The organism is Arthrobacter sp. 8AJ, from assembly GCF_902506025.1.
Classification (GTDB): Bacteria; Actinomycetota; Actinomycetes; order Actinomycetales; family Micrococcaceae; genus Arthrobacter.
Genome location: NZ_LR733289.1, coordinates 3,369,766 through 3,391,703 on the forward strand (window position 1 = coordinate 3,369,766; position 21,938 = coordinate 3,391,703).

Consider the following 21,938-nt stretch of genomic DNA (forward strand, 5'->3'; position numbering starts at 1 on the left):
TATGGAAGCGTTTTCAGTTAATCGGCGCGACGCAGCTATGCTGACTTCCATGTCTGTCGAAACTGTGACCCAGGACACTCTGGCTTGTGCCGGTCCCCTGACGCTCATCCATGCTGCTGACACCGCTCCGGGCTGGTGGCGCTCTGCTGTGATCTACCAGGTCTACCCCCGGTCCTTCCGTGACTTGAACGGCGACGGCATTGGCGACCTGGCGGGAATTACCCAGGAGCTCCCGCATCTCGCAGACCTGGGAGTCGATGCAGTCTGGCTCTCGCCCTTCTACCGTTCCCCGCAGCGTGACGCCGGCTATGACGTCAGCGACTACTGCGACGTGGACCCGGTCTTCGGTACGCTGGCCGACTTCGACGTCATGATGGCCGAATCCCACCGCCTGGGCCTGCGGGTCATCGTGGACCTGGTGCCCAACCACTGCTCCGACCAGCACCCGGCGTTCCAGGCAGCCATTGCCGCGCCGGCCGGAAGCCCCGAGCGGGACATGTTCATCTTCCGGGACGGGACCGGCCCCGACGGACAGGAGCCACCCAACAACTGGCAGTCCCACTTTGGCGGACCCGCCTGGACGCGGGTGGCAGGAACTGACGGACAGCCGGGGCAGTGGTACCTCCACCTCTTCGATTCCTCGCAGCCGGACTTCAACTGGGACAACCCCGCCGTCCACGCAGAATTCGAACGCGTGCTCCGTTTCTGGCTGGACCGCGGCGTCTCAGGTTTCCGGGTGGACGTCGCCCATGCGCTGGTCAAGGCCCCCGGACTGCCCGCCTGGGGCGGCCGCGCCGACGGCGGCAGCAGCGACGGGTACCCGGGCCATGAAGCACCCATGTTCGGCCAACCAGCTGTCCACGACATCTACCGCACATGGCGGCTGATCCTGGACGAATACGGACCCGACCGGATCCTCTGCGCCGAGGCAAGCGTGGACCTGCACCGGCTGGCGCACTGGGTCCGGCCCGACGAGATGCACCAGGCGTTCAACTTCCCGTACCTCCACGCGGGCCTGGACGTCTACCGCCTCCGCTCCGTCATCACCGACTCCCTGACAGTCCTCGACGGGGTAGGTGCTCCCAGCACCTGGGTATTGTCGAACCATGACGTGGTCCGCCACGCCAGCCGATTCGGGTACAACGGGCTTGGTCCGCGGGACGGAGACGGCATTGGCCCGGCAGATCACCAGCCGGACCACGATCTTGGCCGCCGCCGCGCGGCCGCTGCCTCGATGTTCATGCTGGGACTCCCCGGCGCCGCGTACCTGTACCAGGGCGAAGAGCTCGGGTTGCCGGACGGCATCGACATTCCGGACCACCTGCGCCAGGACCCCACGTTCGCCCGCACCGGCGGCCAGCGGCTGGGCCGTGACGGTTGCAGGGTGCCGCTGCCCTGGCGGGGCGGGGACCCGCACCTGGGGTTTGGCTCGGGCAGCGACCCCTGGCTGCCCATTCCCGCCTCGTTCAAGGCGCTGGCAAGGGACCTGCAAGCGGAATCACCGGCGTCGCATCTGTCCCTGTACCGTGACGCCCTGGCCTTCCGGCGGGAGCTGGACCTGGGCAGGGGATCCTTGTCCTGGGCCGAGGACTGGTGCACCGGCTACTCCCTGGGCTACATGAACGGCACTACGCTGGTGGTTATGAACCTGAACCACGAGCCGCTGGAAATGCCTGCGGGACATGTCCTGATCCGCAGCCTGCCCGCAGGCGCGGGCCGCGCCCTTGCCTCCGGTGAGACCGCGTGGATCCAGCTTGGACCGGACGCCGCAGCAGCCCTCTGACCGTGGCAGGCATCAAAGAAGTTGCCAGCCGGGCCGGGCTGTCGGTGGCCACCGTCTCGCGGGCACTGAGCGGCAAATCCAACGTCTCTTCCAAGAGCCGCCGGCTGGCCCAGGAGGCTGCCCGGGAACTCGGGTTCGTTCCGTCCTACCACGCGTCGAGCCTCGCCTCAGGGCGGAACCACAACATCGGGCTGGTGGTACCCAACGTCCAGCGCTGGTACTTCTCTTCTGTACTGGAAGGCGTTTCCGAAACCCTGCTCGATGCCGGCTATGACCTGACGCTCTATAACGTGGGTGAACAGCCGGAGCGGCGCAACAGCATCCTGACCGACTTCCTGCTGCGGAAACGCCTGGATGCGGTAATTGCCGTGGCGCTGGTGCTCAGTGAGGAAGAGATCGGGCAGCTGCTGGCCGTGCACCGTCCCATCGTGGTGATCGGAGGCGCCCTGCCCGGGGCGTCCACCATCAGGATCGACGACGAGGGCCTGGCGAAGATGGCCACCAGCCATCTGATTGGGCTGGGACATACCCGGATTGCGCATATCACCGGGGACGCGGGGCTGAACAGGGACTTCAAGCTTCCTCAGCTCCGGCAAAAGGGCTTCGCGGCGGCCATGGCGGCAGCAGGGCTTGGGTTTCGGCCCGAGTGGCATGCCACTGCCGACTTCACCATCCAGGGCGCTTACGCGGCAGGCCGCCGGCTGCTGGGAACACCCACCGAACGGCCCACGGCAGTCTTTGCCGCCTCCGATGAGATGGCGGTGGGCGTCATGCTTGCCGCGCGCGACTTCGGCCTTCGGGTCCCGGAGGATCTCTCCGTGGTGGGGATTGACGGGCATGAGCTGGCAGAGACCTTCGGGCTGACCACTGTGAGCCAGGACCCGCGGGGCCAGGGGAAGCTGGCGGCCGCGACTGCTTTGGCCCTGCTGGACGGCGCCGGCAGGGATCCCGACGGCGGTCCGGCAGTTACGGCAGCCCAGGACCAGGAATACCCCACGGAATTCGTGATCCGGCACAGCACCGCCGTACCACCGGACCTTGCCGCGACGACGGCCTAGGACAGGCCTTCGGAAGGGGCGGCATCCGTTGGGTCGCCGGCACCCATGAACCGTGCAAACCGTTCCAGGATCAACGGCCACGCCTCCACATAGGCTTCGCGGGCGGCAACCGGGTCCTCGGCCCCTTCCCAGCCCTCATGGAAGACCCGGACTTCCGTTTCCGCCTCAACGGCGCGGAACACCACCAGGAGCTCGGTGGACCACAGCGCCGTGGTTCCGGGGTGCCAGGAGGCATGGAAGGACAGCGGCGGCTGCCAGTCATCGAGGGTCCCCCAGATGCTGGTGCGGCCATCGTCAGCCGTCTCAAGGATGATGTTCTCCTCGAACTCCACATAGGAGCCGGCCCCGTAGACGCCGTGCCGCTCCAAGGGCCACCACAGGTGGGCGTGGTCGGTGAAGCCTGCGAAAGCCCGGGCCACCGGTCCCGGTACGCGGACGGTGTTCACCACGGGCTCCAAGGGATCTGAGGCCTGGCGGCCGTCGTCTTGGGAGGGGTCCTGGGCGTGGCTGAAGATGCTGCTCATGAGGGTCAATCCTACCCGCGGACCTTTGGCCGTCCGGCGGCACCGGTCTTGGGGTTAAAGTCGAAGGGCCCTGACAATCCTTGTCAGGGCCCTTCGTAATGTATGTCCGGCGGTGACCTACTCTCCCACACCCTCCCGGGTGCAGTACCATCGGCGCTGTGGGTCTTAGCTTCCGGGTTCGGAATGGGACCGGGCGTTTCCCCCACGCTATGACCGCCGTAACCCTTGTACCTTTCTGTGTGGTGTAAGTTATTGGCCTATTAGTACCGGTCAGCTTCACGAGTCGTTAGTCCTCGCTTCCACATCCGGCCTATCAACCCAGTGGTCTGGCTGGGGGCCTCTCACACAATAATGTGTATGGAAATCTCATCTTGAAGCGAGCTTCCCGCTTAGATGCTTTCAGCGGTTATCCCATCCGAACGTAGCTAATCAGCGGTGCACTTGGCAGTACAACTGACACACCAGAGGTTCGTCCGTCCCGGTCCTCTCGTACTAAGGACAGCCCTTCTCAAATTTCCTGCGCGCGCAGCGGATAGGGACCGAACTGTCTCACGACGTTCTAAACCCAGCTCGCGTACCGCTTTAATGGGCGAACAGCCCAACCCTTGGGACCTACTCCAGCCCCAGGATGCGACGAGCCGACATCGAGGTGCCAAACCATGCCGTCGATATGGACTCTTGGGCAAGATCAGCCTGTTATCCCCGAGGTACCTTTTATCCGTTGAGCGACGGCCATTCCACAATGTACCGCCGGATCACTAGTCCCGACTTTCGTCCCTGCTCGAGATGTCTCTCTCACAGTCAAGCTCCCTTGTGCACTTACACTCGACACCTGATTGCCAACCAGGCTGAGGGAACCTTTGGGCGCCTCCGTTACTTTTTAGGAGGCAACCGCCCCAGTTAAACTACCCATCAGGCACTGTCCCTGACCCGGATTACGGGCCGAAGTTAGATGTCCAAAGTGACCAGAGTGGTATTTCAACGATGACTCCACCCGAACTGGCGTCCGGGCTTCAACGTCTCCCACCTATCCTACACAAGCCACTCCGAACACCAATACCAAACTATAGTAAAGGTCTCGGGGTCTTTCCGTCCTGCTGCGCGTAACGAGCATCTTTACTCGTACTGCAATTTCGCCGAGTTTATGGTTGAGACAGCGGGGAAGTCGTTACTCCATTCGTGCAGGTCGGAACTTACCCGACAAGGAATTTCGCTACCTTAGGATGGTTATAGTTACCACCGCCGTTTACTGGGGCTTAAATTCTCAGCTTCGCCGTGAGGCTAACCGGTCCTCTTAACCTTCCAGCACCGGGCAGGAGTCAGTCCGTATACATCGTCTTGCGACTTCGCACGGACCTGTGTTTTTAGTAAACAGTCGCTTCCCCCTGGTCTCTGCGGCCCCGATCCCCTCCCGGACGCGAAGTCCGATCAAGGTTGGGGCCCCCCTTCTCCCGAAGTTACGGGGGCATTTTGCCGAGTTCCTTAACCATAATTCTCTCGATCGCCTTAGTATTCTCTACCTGATCACCTGTGTCGGTTTGGGGTACGGGCGGCTAAAACCTCGCGTCGATGCTTTTCTCGGCAGCATAGGATCACCAAATCCCCCCAAACGGGGGTCCCATCAGATCTCAGGCACATGAGTGGCGGATTTGCCTACCACTCGCCCTACATCCTTAGACCGGGACAACCATCGCCCGGCTCGGCTACCTTCCTGCGTCACACCTGTTAATACGCTTGCCTCCCAGGATCAGGTCCCGCGCTCCACCAAAACCCTCACACCACAAGGGTGATCGGGCAGGTCTCGGGCGGTTAGTATCCCCTGTTCAACATGGACGGTTTTTCGCCGGTACGGGAATATCAACCCGTTGTCCATCGACTACGCCTGTCGGCCTCGCCTTAGGTCCCGACTTACCCAGGGCAGATTAGCTTGACCCTGGAACCCTTGATCATTCGGCGGACGGGTTTCTCACCCGTCTTTCGCTACTCATGCCTGCATTCTCACTCGTGTAGGCTCCACCGCTGGTTTACACCGCGACTTCACTGCCCACACGACGCTCCCCTACCCATCCAGACGCCTGAACCACAAGGGCTTAGCTAATATCTGAATGCCACAACTTCGGCGGTGTACTTGAGCCCCGCTACATTGTCGGCGCGGAATCACTTGACCAGTGAGCTATTACGCACTCTTTTAAGGGTGGCTGCTTCTAAGCCAACCTCCTGGTTGTCTGGGCAACTCCACATCCTTTCCCACTTAGCACACGCTTAGGGGCCTTAGTTGGTGGTCTGGGCTGTTTCCCTCTCGACTATGAAGCTTATCCCCCACAGTCTCACTGCTGCGCTCTCACTTACCGGCATTCGGAGTTTGGCTGACGTCAGTAACCTTGTAGGGCCCATTAGCCATCCAGTAGCTCTACCTCCAGCAAGAAACACGCAACGCTGCACCTAAATGCATTTCGGGGAGAACCAGCTATCACGAAGTTTGATTGGCCTTTCACCCCTACCCACAGCTCATCCCCTCCATTTTCAACTGAAGTGGGTTCGGTCCTCCACGACGTCTTACCGTCGCTTCAACCTGGCCATGGGTAGATCACTTCGCTTCGGGTCTAGATCACGCCACTCACACGCCCTATTCAGACTCGCTTTCGCTACGGCTGCCCCACACGGGTTAACCTCGCGACGTAACACTAACTCGCAGGCTCATTCTTCAAAAGGCACGCCGTCACCAGAATCAGACTGGCTCCGACGGATTGTAAGCACACGGTTTCAGGTACTGTTTCACTCCCCTCCCGGGGTACTTTTCACCTTTCCCTCACGGTACTGGTCCGCTATCGGTCATTAGGGAGTATTTAGGCTTATCAGGTGGTCCTGACAGATTCGCACGGGATTTCTCGGGCCCCGTACTACTTGGGATACTCTCACAGGCGGTACAAACACATTACGGTTACGGGACTAACACCCTCTCTGGCCGGCCTTTCAAAACCGTTCACCTATGCGCGCACATCACACCCCACCAGCCCGGCAGAACTGGTATGGAAAGTCCCACAACCCCGACCATGCAACGCCCGCCGGCTATCACACATGGAACGGTTTAGCCTGATCCGCGTTCGCTCGCCACTACTAACGGAATCACTATTGTTTTCTCTTCCTGCGGGTACTGAGATGTTTCACTTCCCCGCGTTCCCCCCACGCACCCTATGTGTTCAGGTACGGGTCACCAAGTCACTCGCGCGCTTGGCGGGGTTTCCCCATTCGGACACCCTGGGATCACAGTCCGGTTATCGACTCCCCCAGGCTTATCGCAGATTCCTACGTCCTTCTTCGGCTCCTAATGCCAAGGCATCCACCGTGTGCTCTTAAAAACTTGACCACAAAGATCAAAAACATTTTCGAGAGAACCACGAAAACTGTCCCGCGCACCCAAAGGCACACGAACCAGATCCAGGTTCATTTATCTTGGAAATTGCTTCTTATACAAGATGCTCGCGTCCACTATGTAGTTCTCAAACAACAACCCCACACCACACACCCCACACACACGTGCATGGACCGTCATGGCAGGGAAACCAGAAACAAACAAACCCAGGGCCAAAAACCCCGGTCCTGTTGCCTCAGGACCCAACAGTGTGCCAAACACGAAAACCACCACATCACCACGCCCACCGTTCCAGAACCACCAGGGTTCGTACTAGGAAAGGACACGACAACACAACGGCCGCTATTTGTTGATATTCCACCCATGAGCACCCGCCGCAGGACAATCGCCTGCGCAACGGGCTTGCTTCCTGACAACCCCCACACCCGGACATACATCCAGGCCGGTTGTTGTAGGTGCTCCTTAGAAAGGAGGTGATCCAGCCGCACCTTCCGGTACGGCTACCTTGTTACGACTTAGTCCCAATCGCCAGTCCCACCTTCGACAGCTCCCTCCCACAAGGGGTTAGGCCACCGGCTTCGGGTGTTACCAACTTTCGTGACTTGACGGGCGGTGTGTACAAGGCCCGGGAACGTATTCACCGCAGCGTTGCTGATCTGCGATTACTAGCGACTCCGACTTCATGGGGTCGAGTTGCAGACCCCAATCCGAACTGAGACCGGCTTTTTGGGATTAGCTCCACCTCACAGTATCGCAACCCTTTGTACCGGCCATTGTAGCATGCGTGAAGCCCAAGACATAAGGGGCATGATGATTTGACGTCGTCCCCACCTTCCTCCGAGTTGACCCCGGCAGTCTCCTATGAGTCCCCACCATCACGTGCTGGCAACATAGAACGAGGGTTGCGCTCGTTGCGGGACTTAACCCAACATCTCACGACACGAGCTGACGACAACCATGCACCACCTGTAAACCGACCACAAGTGGGGGACCTGTTTCCAGGTCTTTCCGGTTCATGTCAAGCCTTGGTAAGGTTCTTCGCGTTGCATCGAATTAATCCGCATGCTCCGCCGCTTGTGCGGGCCCCCGTCAATTCCTTTGAGTTTTAGCCTTGCGGCCGTACTCCCCAGGCGGGGCACTTAATGCGTTAGCTACGGCGCGGAAAACGTGGAATGTCCCCCACACCTAGTGCCCAACGTTTACGGCATGGACTACCAGGGTATCTAATCCTGTTCGCTCCCCATGCTTTCGCTCCTCAGCGTCAGTTAATGCCCAGAGACCTGCCTTCGCCATCGGTGTTCCTCCTGATATCTGCGCATTTCACCGCTACACCAGGAATTCCAGTCTCCCCTACATCACTCTAGTCTGCCCGTACCCACCGCAGATCCGGAGTTGAGCCCCGGACTTTCACGGCAGACGCGACAAACCGCCTACGAGCTCTTTACGCCCAATAATTCCGGATAACGCTTGCGCCCTACGTATTACCGCGGCTGCTGGCACGTAGTTAGCCGGCGCTTCTTCTGCAGGTACCGTCACTTACGCTTCTTCCCTACTGAAAGAGGTTTACAACCCGAAGGCCGTCATCCCTCACGCGGCGTCGCTGCATCAGGCTTGCGCCCATTGTGCAATATTCCCCACTGCTGCCTCCCGTAGGAGTCTGGGCCGTGTCTCAGTCCCAGTGTGGCCGGTCACCCTCTCAGGCCGGCTACCCGTCGTCGCCTTGGTAGGCCATTACCCCACCAACAAGCTGATAGGCCGCGAGTCCATCCAAAACCACAAAAGCTTTCCACCAACCACCATGCGATGGAAGGTCATATCCGGTATTAGACCCAGTTTCCCAGGCTTATCCCAGAGTCAAGGGCAGGTTACTCACGTGTTACTCACCCGTTCGCCACTAATCCACCCACAAGTGGGCATCATCGTTCGACTTGCATGTGTTAAGCACGCCGCCAGCGTTCATCCTGAGCCAGGATCAAACTCTCCGTTGAAAACAAACAGACACAACCAAAACCACCGGAAATAACGGTCNCGATGGAAGGTCATATCCGGTATTAGACCCAGTTTCCCAGGCTTATCCCAGAGTCAAGGGCAGGTTACTCACGTGTTACTCACCCGTTCGCCACTAATCCACCCACAAGTGGGCATCATCGTTCGACTTGCATGTGTTAAGCACGCCGCCAGCGTTCATCCTGAGCCAGGATCAAACTCTCCGTTGAAAACAAACAGACACAACCAAAACCACCGGAAATAACGGCGACAAAAGCTGCACAAAATTTGAAACCAGCTAAAAACACCAAACCAGTACCACAGGGGCGGCACGATTCGGCAAATTCAACCAATTACATACATAATCGGTATCAACAAACTTGGCACACTATTGAGTTCTCAAACAACAGACACACCCGGCACCACCCAAACCAACGTTCAGGACCACCCACAAGTGGGCATCATCGTTCGACTTGCATGTGTTAAGCACGCCGCCAGCGTTCATCCTGAGCCAGGATCAAACTCTCCGTTGAAAACAAACAGACACAACCAAAACCACCGGAAATAACGGTCATAATGGCTGCACAAAATTTGAAACCAGCTAAAAACACCAAACCACACCACAGGGGCGGCACGATTCGGCAAATTCAACCAATTACATACATAATCGGTATCAACAAACTTGGCACACTATTGAGTTCTCAAACAACAGACACACCCGGCACCACCCAAACCAACGTTCAGGATCGCTCCGGAGCAACTTTTCAAACTTACCGGCTGGCTTCCTGCGTGTCAAACCGGCGTCCGCGACCATCCTCAGCATATGCTTGGGGGATCGGTTTTCCGTCTGACTCCGTGGAGCAGCGCGGAAATAAACTCTACCACCACTCCTCCGGGATCGCCAGTCCGCCCTCGCGTGGTGTCCTGATGGCAGCCGAAAGGCCCGGAATCACGCGGATTCCGGGCCTTTCGCAGTTCACCGGCCGGACGGATCAGCCAGCCGTTGATGCTCCCGGCTTGAAGTAGGACGCCCCGAGCGGAGGCAGCGTGACAGTCAGCGTCGCCGGCTGGCCATCCTGACCTTCGTCCACTGCCTTCAGCTCGCCGTCGTTCAGCACACCGGATCCGCCGTAGGTGGTGTGGTCGGTGTTCAGGACCTCTGTCCAGGCCCCGGCGGTGGGGACACCCAGGGTGTAGCCGACATGCGGGGCGCCGGAGAAGTTGATGGCGCAGACAACCGGGTTGCCGTCGGCGTCCCACCTGATGAAGGACAGGACGTTGCGGTCCGCGTCGCCACCGTTGATCCACTGGAAACCAGCCGGAACGTTGTCCTGCGTGTACAGCGCCGGGGTGGACGCGTACAGCTCGTTGAGGTCCTTGGTGAGCAGCTGCAGTCCCCTGTGTGCAGGGATATCCGCGAGCCACCAATCCAGGCCGTGCTGTTCAGACCACTCGGCTTCCTGGCCGAACTCGGTGCCCATGAAGATGAGCTGCTTGCCTGGGTGCGCCCACTGGTAGGCAAAGAAGGCGCGGAGGTTCGCCAGCTGCTGCCAGCGGTCACCGGGCATCTTGCGGAGCATGGAGCCCTTGCCGTGGACAACCTCGTCGTGGCTGATGGGCAGCAGGAAGTTCTCCGTGAAGGCGTAGACCAGGGAGAACGTCACCGTCCCGTGGTGCCACCTGCGGTTGTAGGGGTCCTCGGAGATGTACTTGAGGGAATCGTGCATCCAGCCCATGTTCCACTTCAGGCCGAAGCCCAGGCCGCCGTGGCTGGTGGGCGCAGTAACGCCCGGGAACGCCGTGGATTCTTCCGCGATCATGACGGCGCCGGGGTGGGTCTTGTAAACGGTGGCGTTGACTTCCTGCAGGAAGGAGATGGCCTCGAGGTTCTCCCTGCCACCGAAGCGGTTGGGCCGCCACTGGCCTTCCTGGCGTGAGTAGTCGAGGTAGAGCATGGAGGCCACCGCGTCCACGCGCAGGCCATCGATGTGGAATTCCTCCAGCCAGTAGAGGGCGTTGGCCACCAGGAAGTTCCGGACCTCGGTGCGCCCGAAGTCGAAGATCAGGGTGCCCCAGTCGGGGTGTTCGCCAAGTGCCGGGTCCGAGTGTTCGTACAGCGGCTCGCCGTCAAACCGGGCCAGGGCCCAGGCGTCCTTCGGGAAGTGTGCGGGCACCCAGTCCAGCAGGACGCCGATTCCTGCCTGGTGGAGGGCGTCCACCAGGTAGCGGAACTCGTCCGGGTGTCCGAACCGGGATGTGGGCGCGAAGTAGGAGGTGACCTGGTAACCCCAGGAACCGCCGAACGGGTGCTCTGCGACGGGCATGAATTCCACGTGCGTGAATCCCAGCCACTTGACGTACTCCACCAGTTCCTTGGCGAGCTCGCGGTAGCCGAGGCCCAGGCGCCAGGATCCGAGGTGCACCTCGTACACGCTCATGGCGGAGTTGTGGGGATCGCGTTTGGCCCGCGCTTCCATCCATTCCTCGTCCTTGAACGCGTACGAGGGTTCCACCACCCTGGACGCGGTTAAGGGGGGAACTTCGGTGCCGAACGCCAGCGGATCGGCCTTTTCAACCCAGTAGCCGCCCCGGGTCAGGATTTCGTACTTGTAGCAGGCCCCCGCGGCGACGCCGGGGATGAAGACCTCCCACACGCCGGAGGAACCCAGGGAGCGCATGGAGTGTTCCCGTCCGTCCCAGGCGTTGAAGTCGCCCTTGACGCGGACGGCCTGCGCGTTGGGGGCCCAGACGGCAAAGGACACACCGTTGACGTCTCCCAGCGCCGACTTGTAATGCCGGACATGGGCGCCGAGCACCTGCCACAGTTTCTCATGCCGGCCTTCACCGATGAGGTGGAGGTCAACTTCGCCCACGGTGGGCAGGTAGCGGTAGGGCTCGTCAACGGTCACCGGGTCCTTGCCCGGGTAGGCGACCGTGAGGCGGTAGTCGGGAACGTGCCCCTGCTCCAGCGGTTCCAGGACGGCAACCCAGACGCCGTGGGCCTCGTGTTCCATGGGAACTTCACCGGCACGGGTGACCACGGTGACTGCTTCGGCGAGGTGCTTCACGGTCCGGATGGTGACGTGCCCATAGTCGTCCAGGTGCGCGCCCAGGACGGAGTGGGGGGCGTGGTGTTCACCGTTCGCGATCCTGCCCAGGGTGCCTTCATCCACGTGCAGGGGCACCCCCGGGCGGTCAGTTCGTGCTGAGCCAGTCATTTCGTTACCTTCCGATGCTGCACCGGCGGAGTCGCCGGCACCGTTACTGCCCAGGAGCCGCCTGGAGGCGTTTACGGGAATCGCCACCCAGTCGGGCCTGTTTCGCATTTCATAAACAACTTCGTACAGTGCCTTGTCCAGCCACAATGCCACAAACAGTGGTGAGGTTCGGTCCACCGTTCCGGGAATGACCCCGGCATACCCTGCCAGGAAGGCGTCAGAGCAGTCGTCAACCCAGCTGTCCGGAACCTGGGCTCCCTCCTGCTCGCGCTCGGCTGCTCCGGCGGCGTAGTCGAAGGACCGCAGCATGCCGACGACGTCGCGCAGGGGCACGTCCGGGACGTTCCGTTCGGCGATGGGTCGCAGGGGCTCGCCCTCGAAGTCCAGGATGGCCCAGCGCGACTCGTCGCCGGACTGGCCGGTGACCTGGAGGATCTGGCCCAGGTGGAGGTCGCCGTGGATGCGCTGCAGGGGCGCGTCGGGAACCTTGTCCAGGTCAGCCAGCAGGGCGTCCAAGGCATCGTCGTAAGGCCCGACGGCGGCCCGCGCTTCCGCCCAGGCGTTCCGGACGCGCTGTGCAACAGCGGGTCCTGCTCCCTTGCCGGGTGCAGAGCCGGCGGACGTCCCGAGGGCTTCCGCCAAGCGTTTGTGCACTGTAGCGGTGGCGGCGCCCAGGGCCCTTGCTTCTGCCGTGAAGTCCGTGCCGGAGCGGGCTGCGTCCACTGCCAGCCGCCAGGCATCGCGGCCACCGGCGAGGAATTCGTGGGCCACCGCAAGCTCACCCTGGACGTACCGGGTACCCTGGCCGGTGCCGCTGGAGGCGTGGTTGCCGTGCCCCAGCCACTCGCCCCGGACCCAGCCAAGGGTGGCAGGGACTTCCGAAGTTCCTGCCTTCGTCAGCGCCGCTCCCACCTCGATCTCCGGGTTGGTCCCGTCAGACAGGACCCGGAAGAATTTCACCATGGCGGCCGATTCGCCGTCGTCCACAATGACGGAACTGTTGGACTGCTCACCGGAGAGCACCTTCACGACGCCCTTCGCCGTGGGCAGGCGGTAGGGTCCTTCCACGCGGAATCCCGTCGCGGTGCCGCTGTCCGCCTTTCCTTCCTGCCGAATGAGCTCCAGCCACGCGCCCACGAAGTCGGGGTCGTGGACGGCGTCGTACACCCAGGGGCGGGTAGGATCCATTCCTGCCGCTTCACCCACCAACGCACGCTCCATGCCCCCGGCCGGCGCCGGCCGGAAGCTCAAGGGAACCTGGACGACGGCGGTGCGCTGACCGCCGTCGGGCCCCTGGGTGGTGACGTTGAGGAGGAACACGGCCAGCGCCGCGTGTCCGCTGGGGTCCGCCAGTCCCAGGCTGCCGGCCTGGGAGATGGCGAAATCCGGGGTTTTGATTGGGAACCAACGCTGCTGCGGCAGCCATTCCTTGAGCAGCGCGGTGAGGGCGGGAGTGAGGATTGGCTGGTTCATCTCAGTTCTCTATCGACAGGATGGGCATGGCCTGGGTGTAGGGCGACGATGGGTTCGACCCCGCCGACCGCATCCGAAGCCAGAAGAAATCGTGGCTTCCGATGGTCAGGGTAAGGGTGCCGTCGTCGCCGATGCCGGGGAAGATCTGTCCGCCAAACACATCGCGGAGCCCCCGGCCGGCATATTCAGGAATCCGGAGCGTGGCAGCGACCGGGTGCTGGGAGAGGTTGAAGGCGCACAGGATGGTCTCGGCGTCGGCACCGTCAGGGTTGCTGGCCGGCAGCTCGCGCAGGTACGCCAGGACGGCGTCGTGGTCTGCTTCCACATGTTTGAAGCCGCCCAGTCCGAACGCGGGATGGTTCTTGCGGACGCTGAGGATCTGCCGGGTCCAGCGCAGCAGGGACCCGGAGTGGGCAGCCTCGGCTTCGACATTGGCCATGGCGTAGTTGTACACCAGGGACTGGATGGGCGGCAGGTACAGCTTGCCGGGATCGGCATGGGAAAAGCCGGCGTTCCGGTCCGGGTTCCACTGCATGGGGGTGCGGACGGCATCACGGTCCTCCAGCCAGATGTTGTCCCCCATGCCGATCTCGTCGCCGTAGTACAGGAACGGGCTGCCCGGAAGCGAGAGCAGGAGGGCGTTGATCAGTTCGATCTCGGCCCGCGAGTTGTCGAGCAGGGGTGCCAGCCGGCGGCGGATGCCGATGTTGGCCCGCATGCGCGGGTCCGGGGCGTACCAGCCCAGCATTGCCGCACGCTCATCGGCGGTGACCATTTCCAAGGTCAGCTCGTCGTGGTTGCGGAGGAACGTGCCCCATTGCGCGCCCTCGGGGATGTCCGGGGTGTCGCGCATCGTTTCGATGATGGGCGCCGCCTTTTGGTCCCGCAGCGCGTAGTAAAGGCGGGGCATGATGGGGAAGTGGAACGCCAAGTGGCACTCGGGTTCATCGACGGTGCCGAAGTATTCCACCACCTCGTTGGGCGGCTGGTTTGCTTCGGCGATGATCACGCGGCCGGGATAGCGTTCATCCACCATTTCCCGCAGCCGGCGGAGGAACTCGTGGGTGGCCGGAAGGTTTTCGCAGTTGGTGCCCTCCTCCTCGAAGAGGTAGGGAATGGCGTCCGCCCGGAAACCGTCAATCCCCTGGTCCAGCCAGAACCGGACAACGTCGAAGACGGCCTCGATCACCTTGGGATTTTCGAAGTTCAGGTCCGGCTGGTGGCTGAAGAACCGGTGCCAGAAGAACTGCCGGCGGATGGGATCGAACGTCCAGTTCGATTCCTCCGTGTCAACGAAGATGATGCGTGCGTCCTGGTATTTCTCGTCCGTGTCGCTCCAGACGTAGAAGTCGCCGAAGGGACCGTCCGGGTCCTTCCGGGATTCCTGGAACCAGGGGTGCTGGTCGGAGGTGTGGTTCAGCGGGAGGTCGATGATTACCCGGACGCCGCGGGCATGCGCTTCTGCCACGAGCCGCTTGAAGTCGCTGATGGTGCCGAATTCATCCAGGACCGAGTTGTAGTCGGAGATGTCGTAGCCGCCGTCCCGCAGCGGCGACTGGAAGAACGGGGGCAGCCAGAGGCAATCCACGCCCAGCCACTGGAGGTAGTCCAGCCGGTCGATGAGTCCGGAGAAATCCCCGGACCCATCGCCGTTGGCATCCGCAAAGGCCCGGACCAGTACTTCATAGAACACTGCCTTGCGGTACCACAGAGGGTCATGCTGAAGGCCAGGCGCATTTAGCTCGAACGTGCTCTTGGGAGTGAAGTGGCCGGAACTCTGCGGGTTGAAACTCACTGATGCATTCTCCTCACGCTCAGGATGTGGGCGGGCTCCACGTGCGGATCAAGCCGCACGTAGTTGAACTCGCCCCACTCCCAGCTTTGGCCGGAGATGAGGTCATCCACATAGAAGCCGCCGCCCGGGGTGATGTCCTGCGGGTCCAGTTCGAGGGCCGCCAGGTCCAGGGAGACGCTGCACTCCTTGGTGACGTGCGGGTCCACGTTGACCACCACGATGATGGTGTCCTTGGAGCCGTCGGGAAGGGTCTTGTGCTTCGAGTAGACAACAGTGGAGTCGTCGGTGCTCTGGTGGACCGTGAGGTTCTGCAGGTCCAGCAGCGCGGGGTGGTCCCGCCGGATGTGGTTCAGCCGGGTGATGTACGGGGCCAGCGTGCGTCCGGACTCGGCGGCGGCGTCCCAGTCGCGGGCCTTGTACTCGAACTTCTCGTTGTCGATGTACTCTTCCGCACCGGGCCGGGCAACGTGTTCGTACAGTTCATAGCCGGCGTAGACGCCCCAGAGCGGGCTTCCGGTGGCGGCCAGGACAGCCCTGATCCGGAACGCCGCCGGTCCGCCGTACTGCAGGTATTCCGTGAGGATGTCCGGGGTGTTGACGAAGAAGTTGGGCCGGAAGAACGCCGGTGATTCGTGGCTGACTTCCTCGAAGTAGGTCTCGATTTCCTTCTTGGTGTTGCGCCACGTGAAGTACGTGTAGGACTGCTGGAAGCCGGCCCTGCCGAGCGCGTGCATCATGGCCGGGCGGGTAAAGGCTTCGGCCAGGAACACAACACCTGGTTCGGCTTTTTCCACTTCCGCAATGAGCCATTCCCAGAACCACACGGGTTTGGTGTGCGGATTATCCACGCGGAAAATCTTTACGCCGTGGCTGACCCACAGCAGCACGATCCGCAGAATTTCCCGGGAAAGTCCTTCCGGATCATTATCGAAATTGAGCGGATAGATGTCCTGGTACTTCTTTGGCGGGTTTTCGGCGTAGGCAATGCTGCCGTCCACCCTGGTGGTGAACCATTCCGGATGGGACTGCACCCACGGGTGGTCCGGGGCGGCCTGGAGTGCGAGGTCCAAGGCTACCTCCAGGCCCAGTTCGTTGGCACGCGCCACGAAGGCGTCGAAGTCCTCGAAGGATCCGAGATCGGGGTGGATGGCGTCGTGGCCGCCCTCCTTGGCTCCGATGGCCCAGGGTGAGCCGGGATCATTGGGGCCGGCCACCAGGGTGTTGTTGGGTCCCTTGCGGAACTGCACGCCGATGGGGTGGATGGGCGGCATGTAGAGGACGTCGAAGCCCATGGCTGCCACGGCGTCCAGCCGTTTGGCGGCGGTACGGAAGTTGCCTGACGTCCAGGCGCCGGTGTTGTGGTCCTTGACGGCGCCTTCGGACCGGGGGAAGAACTCGTACCAGGCGCCCCGCCCGGCCCGGTCCCGCTCCACCAGGAGGGGGTATTTTTCAGAAACGGTGACGAGTTCCCGGATGGGCTGGCGGGACACGATGTCCGCGACTTCCTGGCTGAACCCGGCCCCAAGCCGTTCCTCCGTGCTGCGGGACTGGTCGCCCAGGACCTCCGAGGCATGCCGCAGGGCTGCCCGGTCCACCTCGTCCCGGAAGTCCTCCGCGGACGCTTCGCCCAGCAGTTTGGCACCTTCGGCGAGCATGAGTTCGACGTCGACTCCGGCGTCGATCTTCACTTCGGCGTTGTGGTGCCAGGTGCCGTAGCGGTCGTGCCAGGCTTCGATGACAAAAGACCAGTTCCCCGTTTCCGACGGCGTGAGCACGCCTTCCCAGCGGTCCGTGCCCATGCCACGTTCCCCGCGCGGTGGCGCAAGCCGGACGCGCTGGCGCTCGGCGCCGGAGGCGTCAAGGAGCACGGCGCTGACGCCGAGCTGGTCATGCCCCTCGCGGAAGGCGGTGGCGCCCACGACGATGGCCTCGCCGGGCAGGGCCTTGGCCGGGAATTTGCCGCCCTCGACGACGGGCTGCACGGCAGTGATGGGAAAACGCCCAAACCGCAAGTCCTCGGTGATACTGCGCTGGGGCATTTTGGTGGATGCGGCACTGGTTCCTGAGTTAGTCGTCACAGGCTCGACGTTAGCGAGAAATGACCCGGATTGCTAAGCCTGCTCCCTAAAATCGCCGTGCCGCGGCCTAATTTCTTCATGCCCCTGTCATTTACCCAAAAGAAACCGAAAGCTGGTTCCGGCCGCGCATGTTGTCGGTTAGTGTGACGCAGGTGAAGGCAATCCGCAGGTTTACGGTCCGTACAGTCCTCCCCGAACCCATTCGGCCTTTGGCCAGGCTGGCCAGCAATTTGCGGTGGTCCTGGCACCGCCCCACCCGGGAGCTTTTCGCCGGGCTGAACCCGCGGCTGTGGGAGGAAAGCGGGCAGGACCCCATCGGTTTCCTGGGCATGGTCAGCCGGGAGGAATTCCAGCAGCTCGCCGCGGACCAGTCGGTGGTGGACCGGGTGCGCGCCGCAGAACAGGACCTTGACCGGTACCTGCAGGAACCGCGCTGGTACCAGGGCCTGGGCCCGGATGCACCCGCCTCCATCGCCTACTTCTCCCCCGAGTTCGGCATCACCGAGGTCCTCCCCCAGTACTCGGGCGGCCTGGGAATCCTCGCCGGCGACCACTTGAAGGCTGCCTCGGACCTCGGCGTCCCCCTGATCGGTGTGGGCTTGCTGTACCAGGCGGGCTACTTCAAGCAGTCACTGTCCCGCGACGCGTGGCAGCAGGAGACCTACCCCGTCCTGGATCCGGACGGCCTGCCGCTGACACTGCTCCGGGAGCCCTCTCCCGACGGCAACGGCAAGGCCCTGGAGGTATCCCTGCCCCTGCCCAACGGGCGCCGGCTGCTGGCACACATCTGGCGGGCCGACGTCGGACGCGTTCCCCTGCTCCTCCTGGACTCCAACGTGCCGGGCAATGACGACGCCGCCCGCAGCATCACCGACCGTTTGTACGGCGGAGGCGGCGACCACCGGCTGCAGCAGGAGCTGCTGCTGGGGATGGGCGGGGTCAAGGCCCTGCGCGCCTTCCAGAAGCTGACGGGCAGCGCCGCACCGGAGGTGTTCCACACCAACGAAGGCCACGCGGGGTTCCTTGGCATCGAGCGCATCCAGGAACTGATGTCCGGCGAACAGGCCCTGACATTCGACGAAGCACTCGCCGCCGGGCGGGCCTCCACCGTGTTCACCACGCACACGCCGGTGCCGGCCGGCATCGACAGGTTCGAGATTAACCAGATCAGCCATTTCTTCCAGGCCGGACTGGCTCCGGACGTGCCCGTGGACCGTGTCCTGGAATTGGGACGGGAGAACTACGCGGACGGTAACCCGGCCGTGTTCAACATGGCGGTCATGGGCCTGCGCCTGGCCCAGCGCGCCAACGGCGTGGCCAAGCTCCACGGCGAGGTGTCGCGCGGCATGTTCTCCGCCCTCTGGCCGGGCTTCGACCACTCCGAGGTGCCCATCACCTCGGTCACCAACGGCGTGCACGTGCCCACCTGGGTGGACAGCCGCATCTCCAAGCTCGCCCGCGACCAGTTTGGCAGCGAGGCCGAAGCGCTGGGCAAATGGGACCTGGCCTACAACGTCAGCGACGCCGACGTCTGGGCGCTGCGCCGCGAGATGCGCGCTGCCCTGGTGGAGGACGTCCGCCGCAGGCTGCGGGCGGCCTGGAAGAAGCGCGGCGCGGCGGACGCAGAGCTGGGTTGGACAGACAACGTCCTGGACCCGGACATCCTCACCATTGGTTTTGCCCGCCGCGTGCCCACCTACAAGCGGCTGACCCTGATGCTGCGGGAACCGGCGCGGTTGAAGGCGCTGCTCCTGCACAAGGACCACCCCATCCAGCTGGTTATCGCCGGCAAGTCGCATCCTGCCGATGACGCCGGGAAGAAAATGATCCAGGACCTGGTGCGGTTCACGGATGACCCCGAGGTCCGGCACCGCATCGCATTCCTGCCCAACTACGACATCGCCATGGCCAGGACCCTGTTCCCGGGCTGCGACGTCTGGCTGAACAACCCGCTGCGGCCGCTGGAGGCCTGCGGCACGTCGGGCATGAAGGCAGCCCTGAACGGCTCGCTGAACCTGTCCGTCCTGGACGGCTGGTGGGATGAGATGTACGACGGCGAGAACGGCTGGGCGATTCCCACGGCCAACAACGATGCTTCCCCCGAGGAACGGGACGACATCGAGGCCGCAGCGCTGTATGAGCTGCTGGAAACACAGGTGGCGCCGCGATTCTACGGCAGCACGGTGTCCGAGGGAGCCGGCTCCGCCGGGCCGTCCACGAGCCGGAGCGAGAAGGTGCCCACGCACTGGGTGTCCATGATCAAGCACACCCTCTCGCACCTCGGCCCGGCCGTGTCCGCTGAGCGCATGCTCCGGGACTACGTGAACATCCTGTACCGCCCCGCCGCGGAAGCGGGACGCAGCGCCACCGCCAACTCCTATGCCCAGGCACGTGCGCTGGCATCCTGGTCCGCCAAGGTACGCGGCGCCTGGCCACAGGTCCACGTTGAGCACGTTGATTCGGTGGGGGTATCGGAGGATCCGCAGATCGGCGACACGCTCCAGGTCAACGCCTACGTGGCGCTGAACGCCCTCACCCCGGAGGACGTCTGCGTCGAGGTGGCCTACGGCCGGGCCGAGGAGAATGACGCCCTTGCCGACATCACCATGATGGAGCTCCAGGTGAAGGAAGACCTGGGCAGCGGGCGGCACCTGTTCAGCGGTTCCCTGGTCATCGACCGCTCCGGCCCGTTCGGTTACACGGTCCGCGTCCTGCCCCGGCATGATGCCCTGGCCTCCAAAGCGGAGCTCGGACTGATCGTCAACGCATAGCCCGCCGGTCTCCTGGGTACGGCTCCTGGCAGGCAGCAATACCCAACCAGGAGGGTCCGATGACCGAACGTACGGTGGCCGATGTAATCGTGGAGCGCCTCACTACCTGGGGCGTGAACCGGGTCTTCGGCTACAGCGGGGACGGCATCAACGGCTTCATGGGTGCCCTCCGCCGGACCGGGGACCGGCCCGAGGGGCAGGTTGAGTTTGTCCAGGCCCGGCATGAGGAAGCGGCCGCGTTCATGGCCGTCGGCCACGCCAAGTACACCGGCGGCGTGGGGGTGGTGACGTCCACCCAGGGGCCCGGGGCCGTCCACCTGCTCAACGGGCTGTATGACGCAAAGCTGGACGGCGTACCGGTGGTGGCCATCGTGGGGCAGCAGAGCCGCACCGTGCTGGGGTCCGGCTACATGCAGGAAATCGACCTGACCGCGTTGTTCAAGGACGTCGCGTCCCAGTTCGTGCAGCTGGTCAGCACGGCAGAGCAGGTGCCCATGGTGCTGGACCGTGCCTTCCGGACGGCCAAGGCCACCGCCTCCCCCTGCGTGGTCATCATTCCGCACGATGTGCAGTCCGCACCCGCGCCCGGGCTGGAGCAGCAGCACGGCATCGTGGTCACGGCGCCGTCCTGGAGCGCGGCGGCCAAGAGTCCCCGCGACGAGGACCTGGCCGCCGCGGCCGCCCTCCTTAACTCCGCGGAACGGGTGGCCCTCCTGGTGGGACAGGGCGCCAGGCACGCCGCACAGGAAGTGGTTGCCGTGGCGGAAAAGCTGGGTGCCGGCATCGCCACCAGTCTGCTCGGCAAGCCGTACGTGGACGAAAACCTGCCCTTTGCGGTGGGAACCATGGGGCATCTGGGCACTACCGCGAGTGCGCACCTGCTGGGCAACTGTGATGCCCTCCTCATCGTGGGTTCCAATGATCCCTGGACCGAGTTCTATCCGCCGCCCGGGGCCGCCCGTGCGGTGCAGATCGACATCGACGAAAAGAAGATCGGCAACCGCTACCCCGTGGAGGTGGGCCTGGCCGGCGACGCAGCGTCAGCCTTGGACGCTTTGAACCAGAGGCTGGAGCACCGGCCACGCACGCAATGGCGCACGGATGTGGAAAGGGAAGTCAGCCGCTGGCGTATCCTCGCAGCTGACCGTGCCGCCGTGCCCGCCAGCCCCGTCAATCCCGAGCGGGTGGTCCGCGAGCTCAACGGCCGGCTGCCCGGGAACGCCCAGGTGAGCGTCGACGTCGGAAGCTGTGTCTACTGGTACGCCCGCCAGCTGGTGCTGCCCGCCGGAGTCCCCGCACACCTGTCCGGGACCCTGGCCAGCATGGGCTGCTCCATCCCCTACGGGCTTGCTGCCAAACTCGCCCGCCCGGACCGCCCGCTGGTGGCTCTGGCCGGTGACGGCGCCATGCAAATGGCGGGCATCGCGGAGCTGGTCACCGTGGCGCACCGCTGGCGCCAGTGGCAGGACCCAAGGTTCGTGGTGTGCGTCTTCAACAACCGCGAGCTGACGGAGGTCACCTGGGAGCAGCGTGAATCGGAAGCCGAGCCGCGGTTTGCTGCAAGCCAGGAACTGCCCGATTTTCCCTTCGCCGCCTACGCGGACCTGCTCGGGCTCAAAGGCATCCGCGTCGAGGACCCGGAACTGGTGGGCGAGGCCTGGGACCAGGCCTTCGCGGCCGACTGCCCGGTGGTGATCGAGGTCCTGACCGACCCGGAAATCCCGCTGCTTCCGCCGTTCCCGGCCGGGCGCGAAAAGGCTGAAAGCATGCGCGAGGGGCTGGCAGCGGAGGACGACGGCGGCAGGGCCTCTACGCTGCTGGACACCTACGTGGCGCACGAGGAACGCCCGGGGAGCTAGCTGCGGACTGGTTGCCCGGT

General features: G+C 63.2%; 8 protein-coding genes and 3 rRNA genes. 4 read left to right on the forward strand and 7 right to left on the reverse strand.

All coding sequences use genetic code 11. From position 1 onward, the window contains the following. The first annotated feature begins 49 nt into the window (after positions 1–49). Both BACI349Y_RS15595 and BACI349Y_RS15600 read left to right on the forward strand, forming a co-directional pair. The gene (locus BACI349Y_RS15595) at positions 50–1,783 is read left to right on the forward strand and encodes a glycoside hydrolase family 13 protein (protein WP_442858417.1); all 1,734 of its coding nucleotides are present in this window, start codon (positions 50–52) and stop codon (positions 1,781–1,783) included. Between the two features lie 2 nt (positions 1,784–1,785). Beyond that, complete coding sequence (locus BACI349Y_RS15600) at positions 1,786–2,841, forward strand: LacI family DNA-binding transcriptional regulator (protein ID WP_159632899.1); 1,056 nt, start codon at positions 1,786–1,788, stop codon at positions 2,839–2,841. Here the strand turns inward: BACI349Y_RS15600 and BACI349Y_RS15605 are convergent. From BACI349Y_RS15605 to BACI349Y_RS15635, 7 genes are all read right to left on the reverse strand, one after another. Beyond that, complete coding sequence (locus tag BACI349Y_RS15605) at positions 2,838–3,365, reverse strand: hypothetical protein (protein WP_159632900.1); 528 nt, start codon at positions 3,363–3,365, stop codon at positions 2,838–2,840. The genes BACI349Y_RS15600 and BACI349Y_RS15605 overlap by 4 nt on opposite strands. A gap of 104 nt (positions 3,366–3,469) precedes the next feature. Continuing rightward, positions 3,470–3,586, reverse strand: a 5S ribosomal RNA gene (gene rrf, locus BACI349Y_RS15610). Between the two features lie 18 nt (positions 3,587–3,604). After that, positions 3,605–6,732 (reverse strand): 23S ribosomal RNA (locus BACI349Y_RS15615). Positions 6,733–7,204: 472 nt separating this feature from the next. After that, positions 7,205–8,726 (reverse strand): 16S ribosomal RNA (locus tag BACI349Y_RS15620). The 16S, 23S and 5S rRNA genes sit together here, the layout of an rRNA operon. 990 nt (positions 8,727–9,716) lie before the next feature. Next, positions 9,717–13,415, reverse strand: coding sequence for a 1,4-alpha-glucan branching enzyme (locus BACI349Y_RS15625; RefSeq protein ID WP_159632901.1), 3,699 nt, complete (start codon positions 13,413–13,415; stop codon positions 9,717–9,719). A 1-nt stretch (position 13,416) separates the two neighbouring features. After that, the gene (gene treS / locus BACI349Y_RS15630; RefSeq protein WP_159632902.1) at positions 13,417–15,210 is read right to left on the reverse strand and encodes a maltose alpha-D-glucosyltransferase; all 1,794 of its coding nucleotides are present in this window, start codon (positions 15,208–15,210) and stop codon (positions 13,417–13,419) included. Beyond that, a complete protein-coding gene (locus BACI349Y_RS15635) occupies positions 15,207–17,249 on the reverse strand; it encodes an alpha-1,4-glucan--maltose-1-phosphate maltosyltransferase (protein ID WP_159635765.1) in 2,043 nt (680 codons plus the stop codon). The genes treS and BACI349Y_RS15635 overlap by 4 nt, the downstream gene beginning before the upstream one ends. Before the next feature lie 191 nt (positions 17,250–17,440). Between BACI349Y_RS15635 and glgP the strand changes: the two genes are divergently transcribed. Both glgP and BACI349Y_RS15645 read left to right on the forward strand, forming a co-directional pair. Beyond that, positions 17,441–20,059: an alpha-glucan family phosphorylase gene (glgP, locus tag BACI349Y_RS15640; RefSeq protein WP_201302460.1), complete on the forward strand. Its 2,619-nt coding sequence runs from the start codon at positions 17,441–17,443 to the stop codon at positions 20,057–20,059. 59 nt (positions 20,060–20,118) lie between these two features. Next, complete coding sequence (locus BACI349Y_RS15645; RefSeq protein ID WP_159632904.1) at positions 20,119–21,918, forward strand: thiamine pyrophosphate-requiring protein; 1,800 nt, start codon at positions 20,119–20,121, stop codon at positions 21,916–21,918. The last annotated feature ends 20 nt before the right edge of the window (positions 21,919–21,938 follow it).

Excerpts from the sequence above, each read along its gene's own strand:
- BACI349Y_RS15595 (WP_442858417.1), top strand. The coding sequence starts at position 50 with ATGTCTGTCGAAACTGTGACCCAGGACACTCTGGCTTGTGCCGGTCCC.
- BACI349Y_RS15605 (WP_159632900.1), bottom strand. The coding sequence starts at position 3,365 with ATGAGCAGCATCTTCAGCCACGCCCAGGACCCCTCCCAAGACGACGGC.
- BACI349Y_RS15625 (WP_159632901.1), bottom strand. The coding sequence starts at position 13,415 with ATGAACCAGCCAATCCTCACTCCCGCCCTCACCGCGCTGCTCAAGGAA.
- BACI349Y_RS15635 (WP_159635765.1), bottom strand. The coding sequence starts at position 17,249 with ATGCCCCAGCGCAGTATCACCGAGGACTTGCGGTTTGGGCGTTTTCCC.
- BACI349Y_RS15645 (WP_159632904.1), top strand. The coding sequence starts at position 20,119 with ATGACCGAACGTACGGTGGCCGATGTAATCGTGGAGCGCCTCACTACC.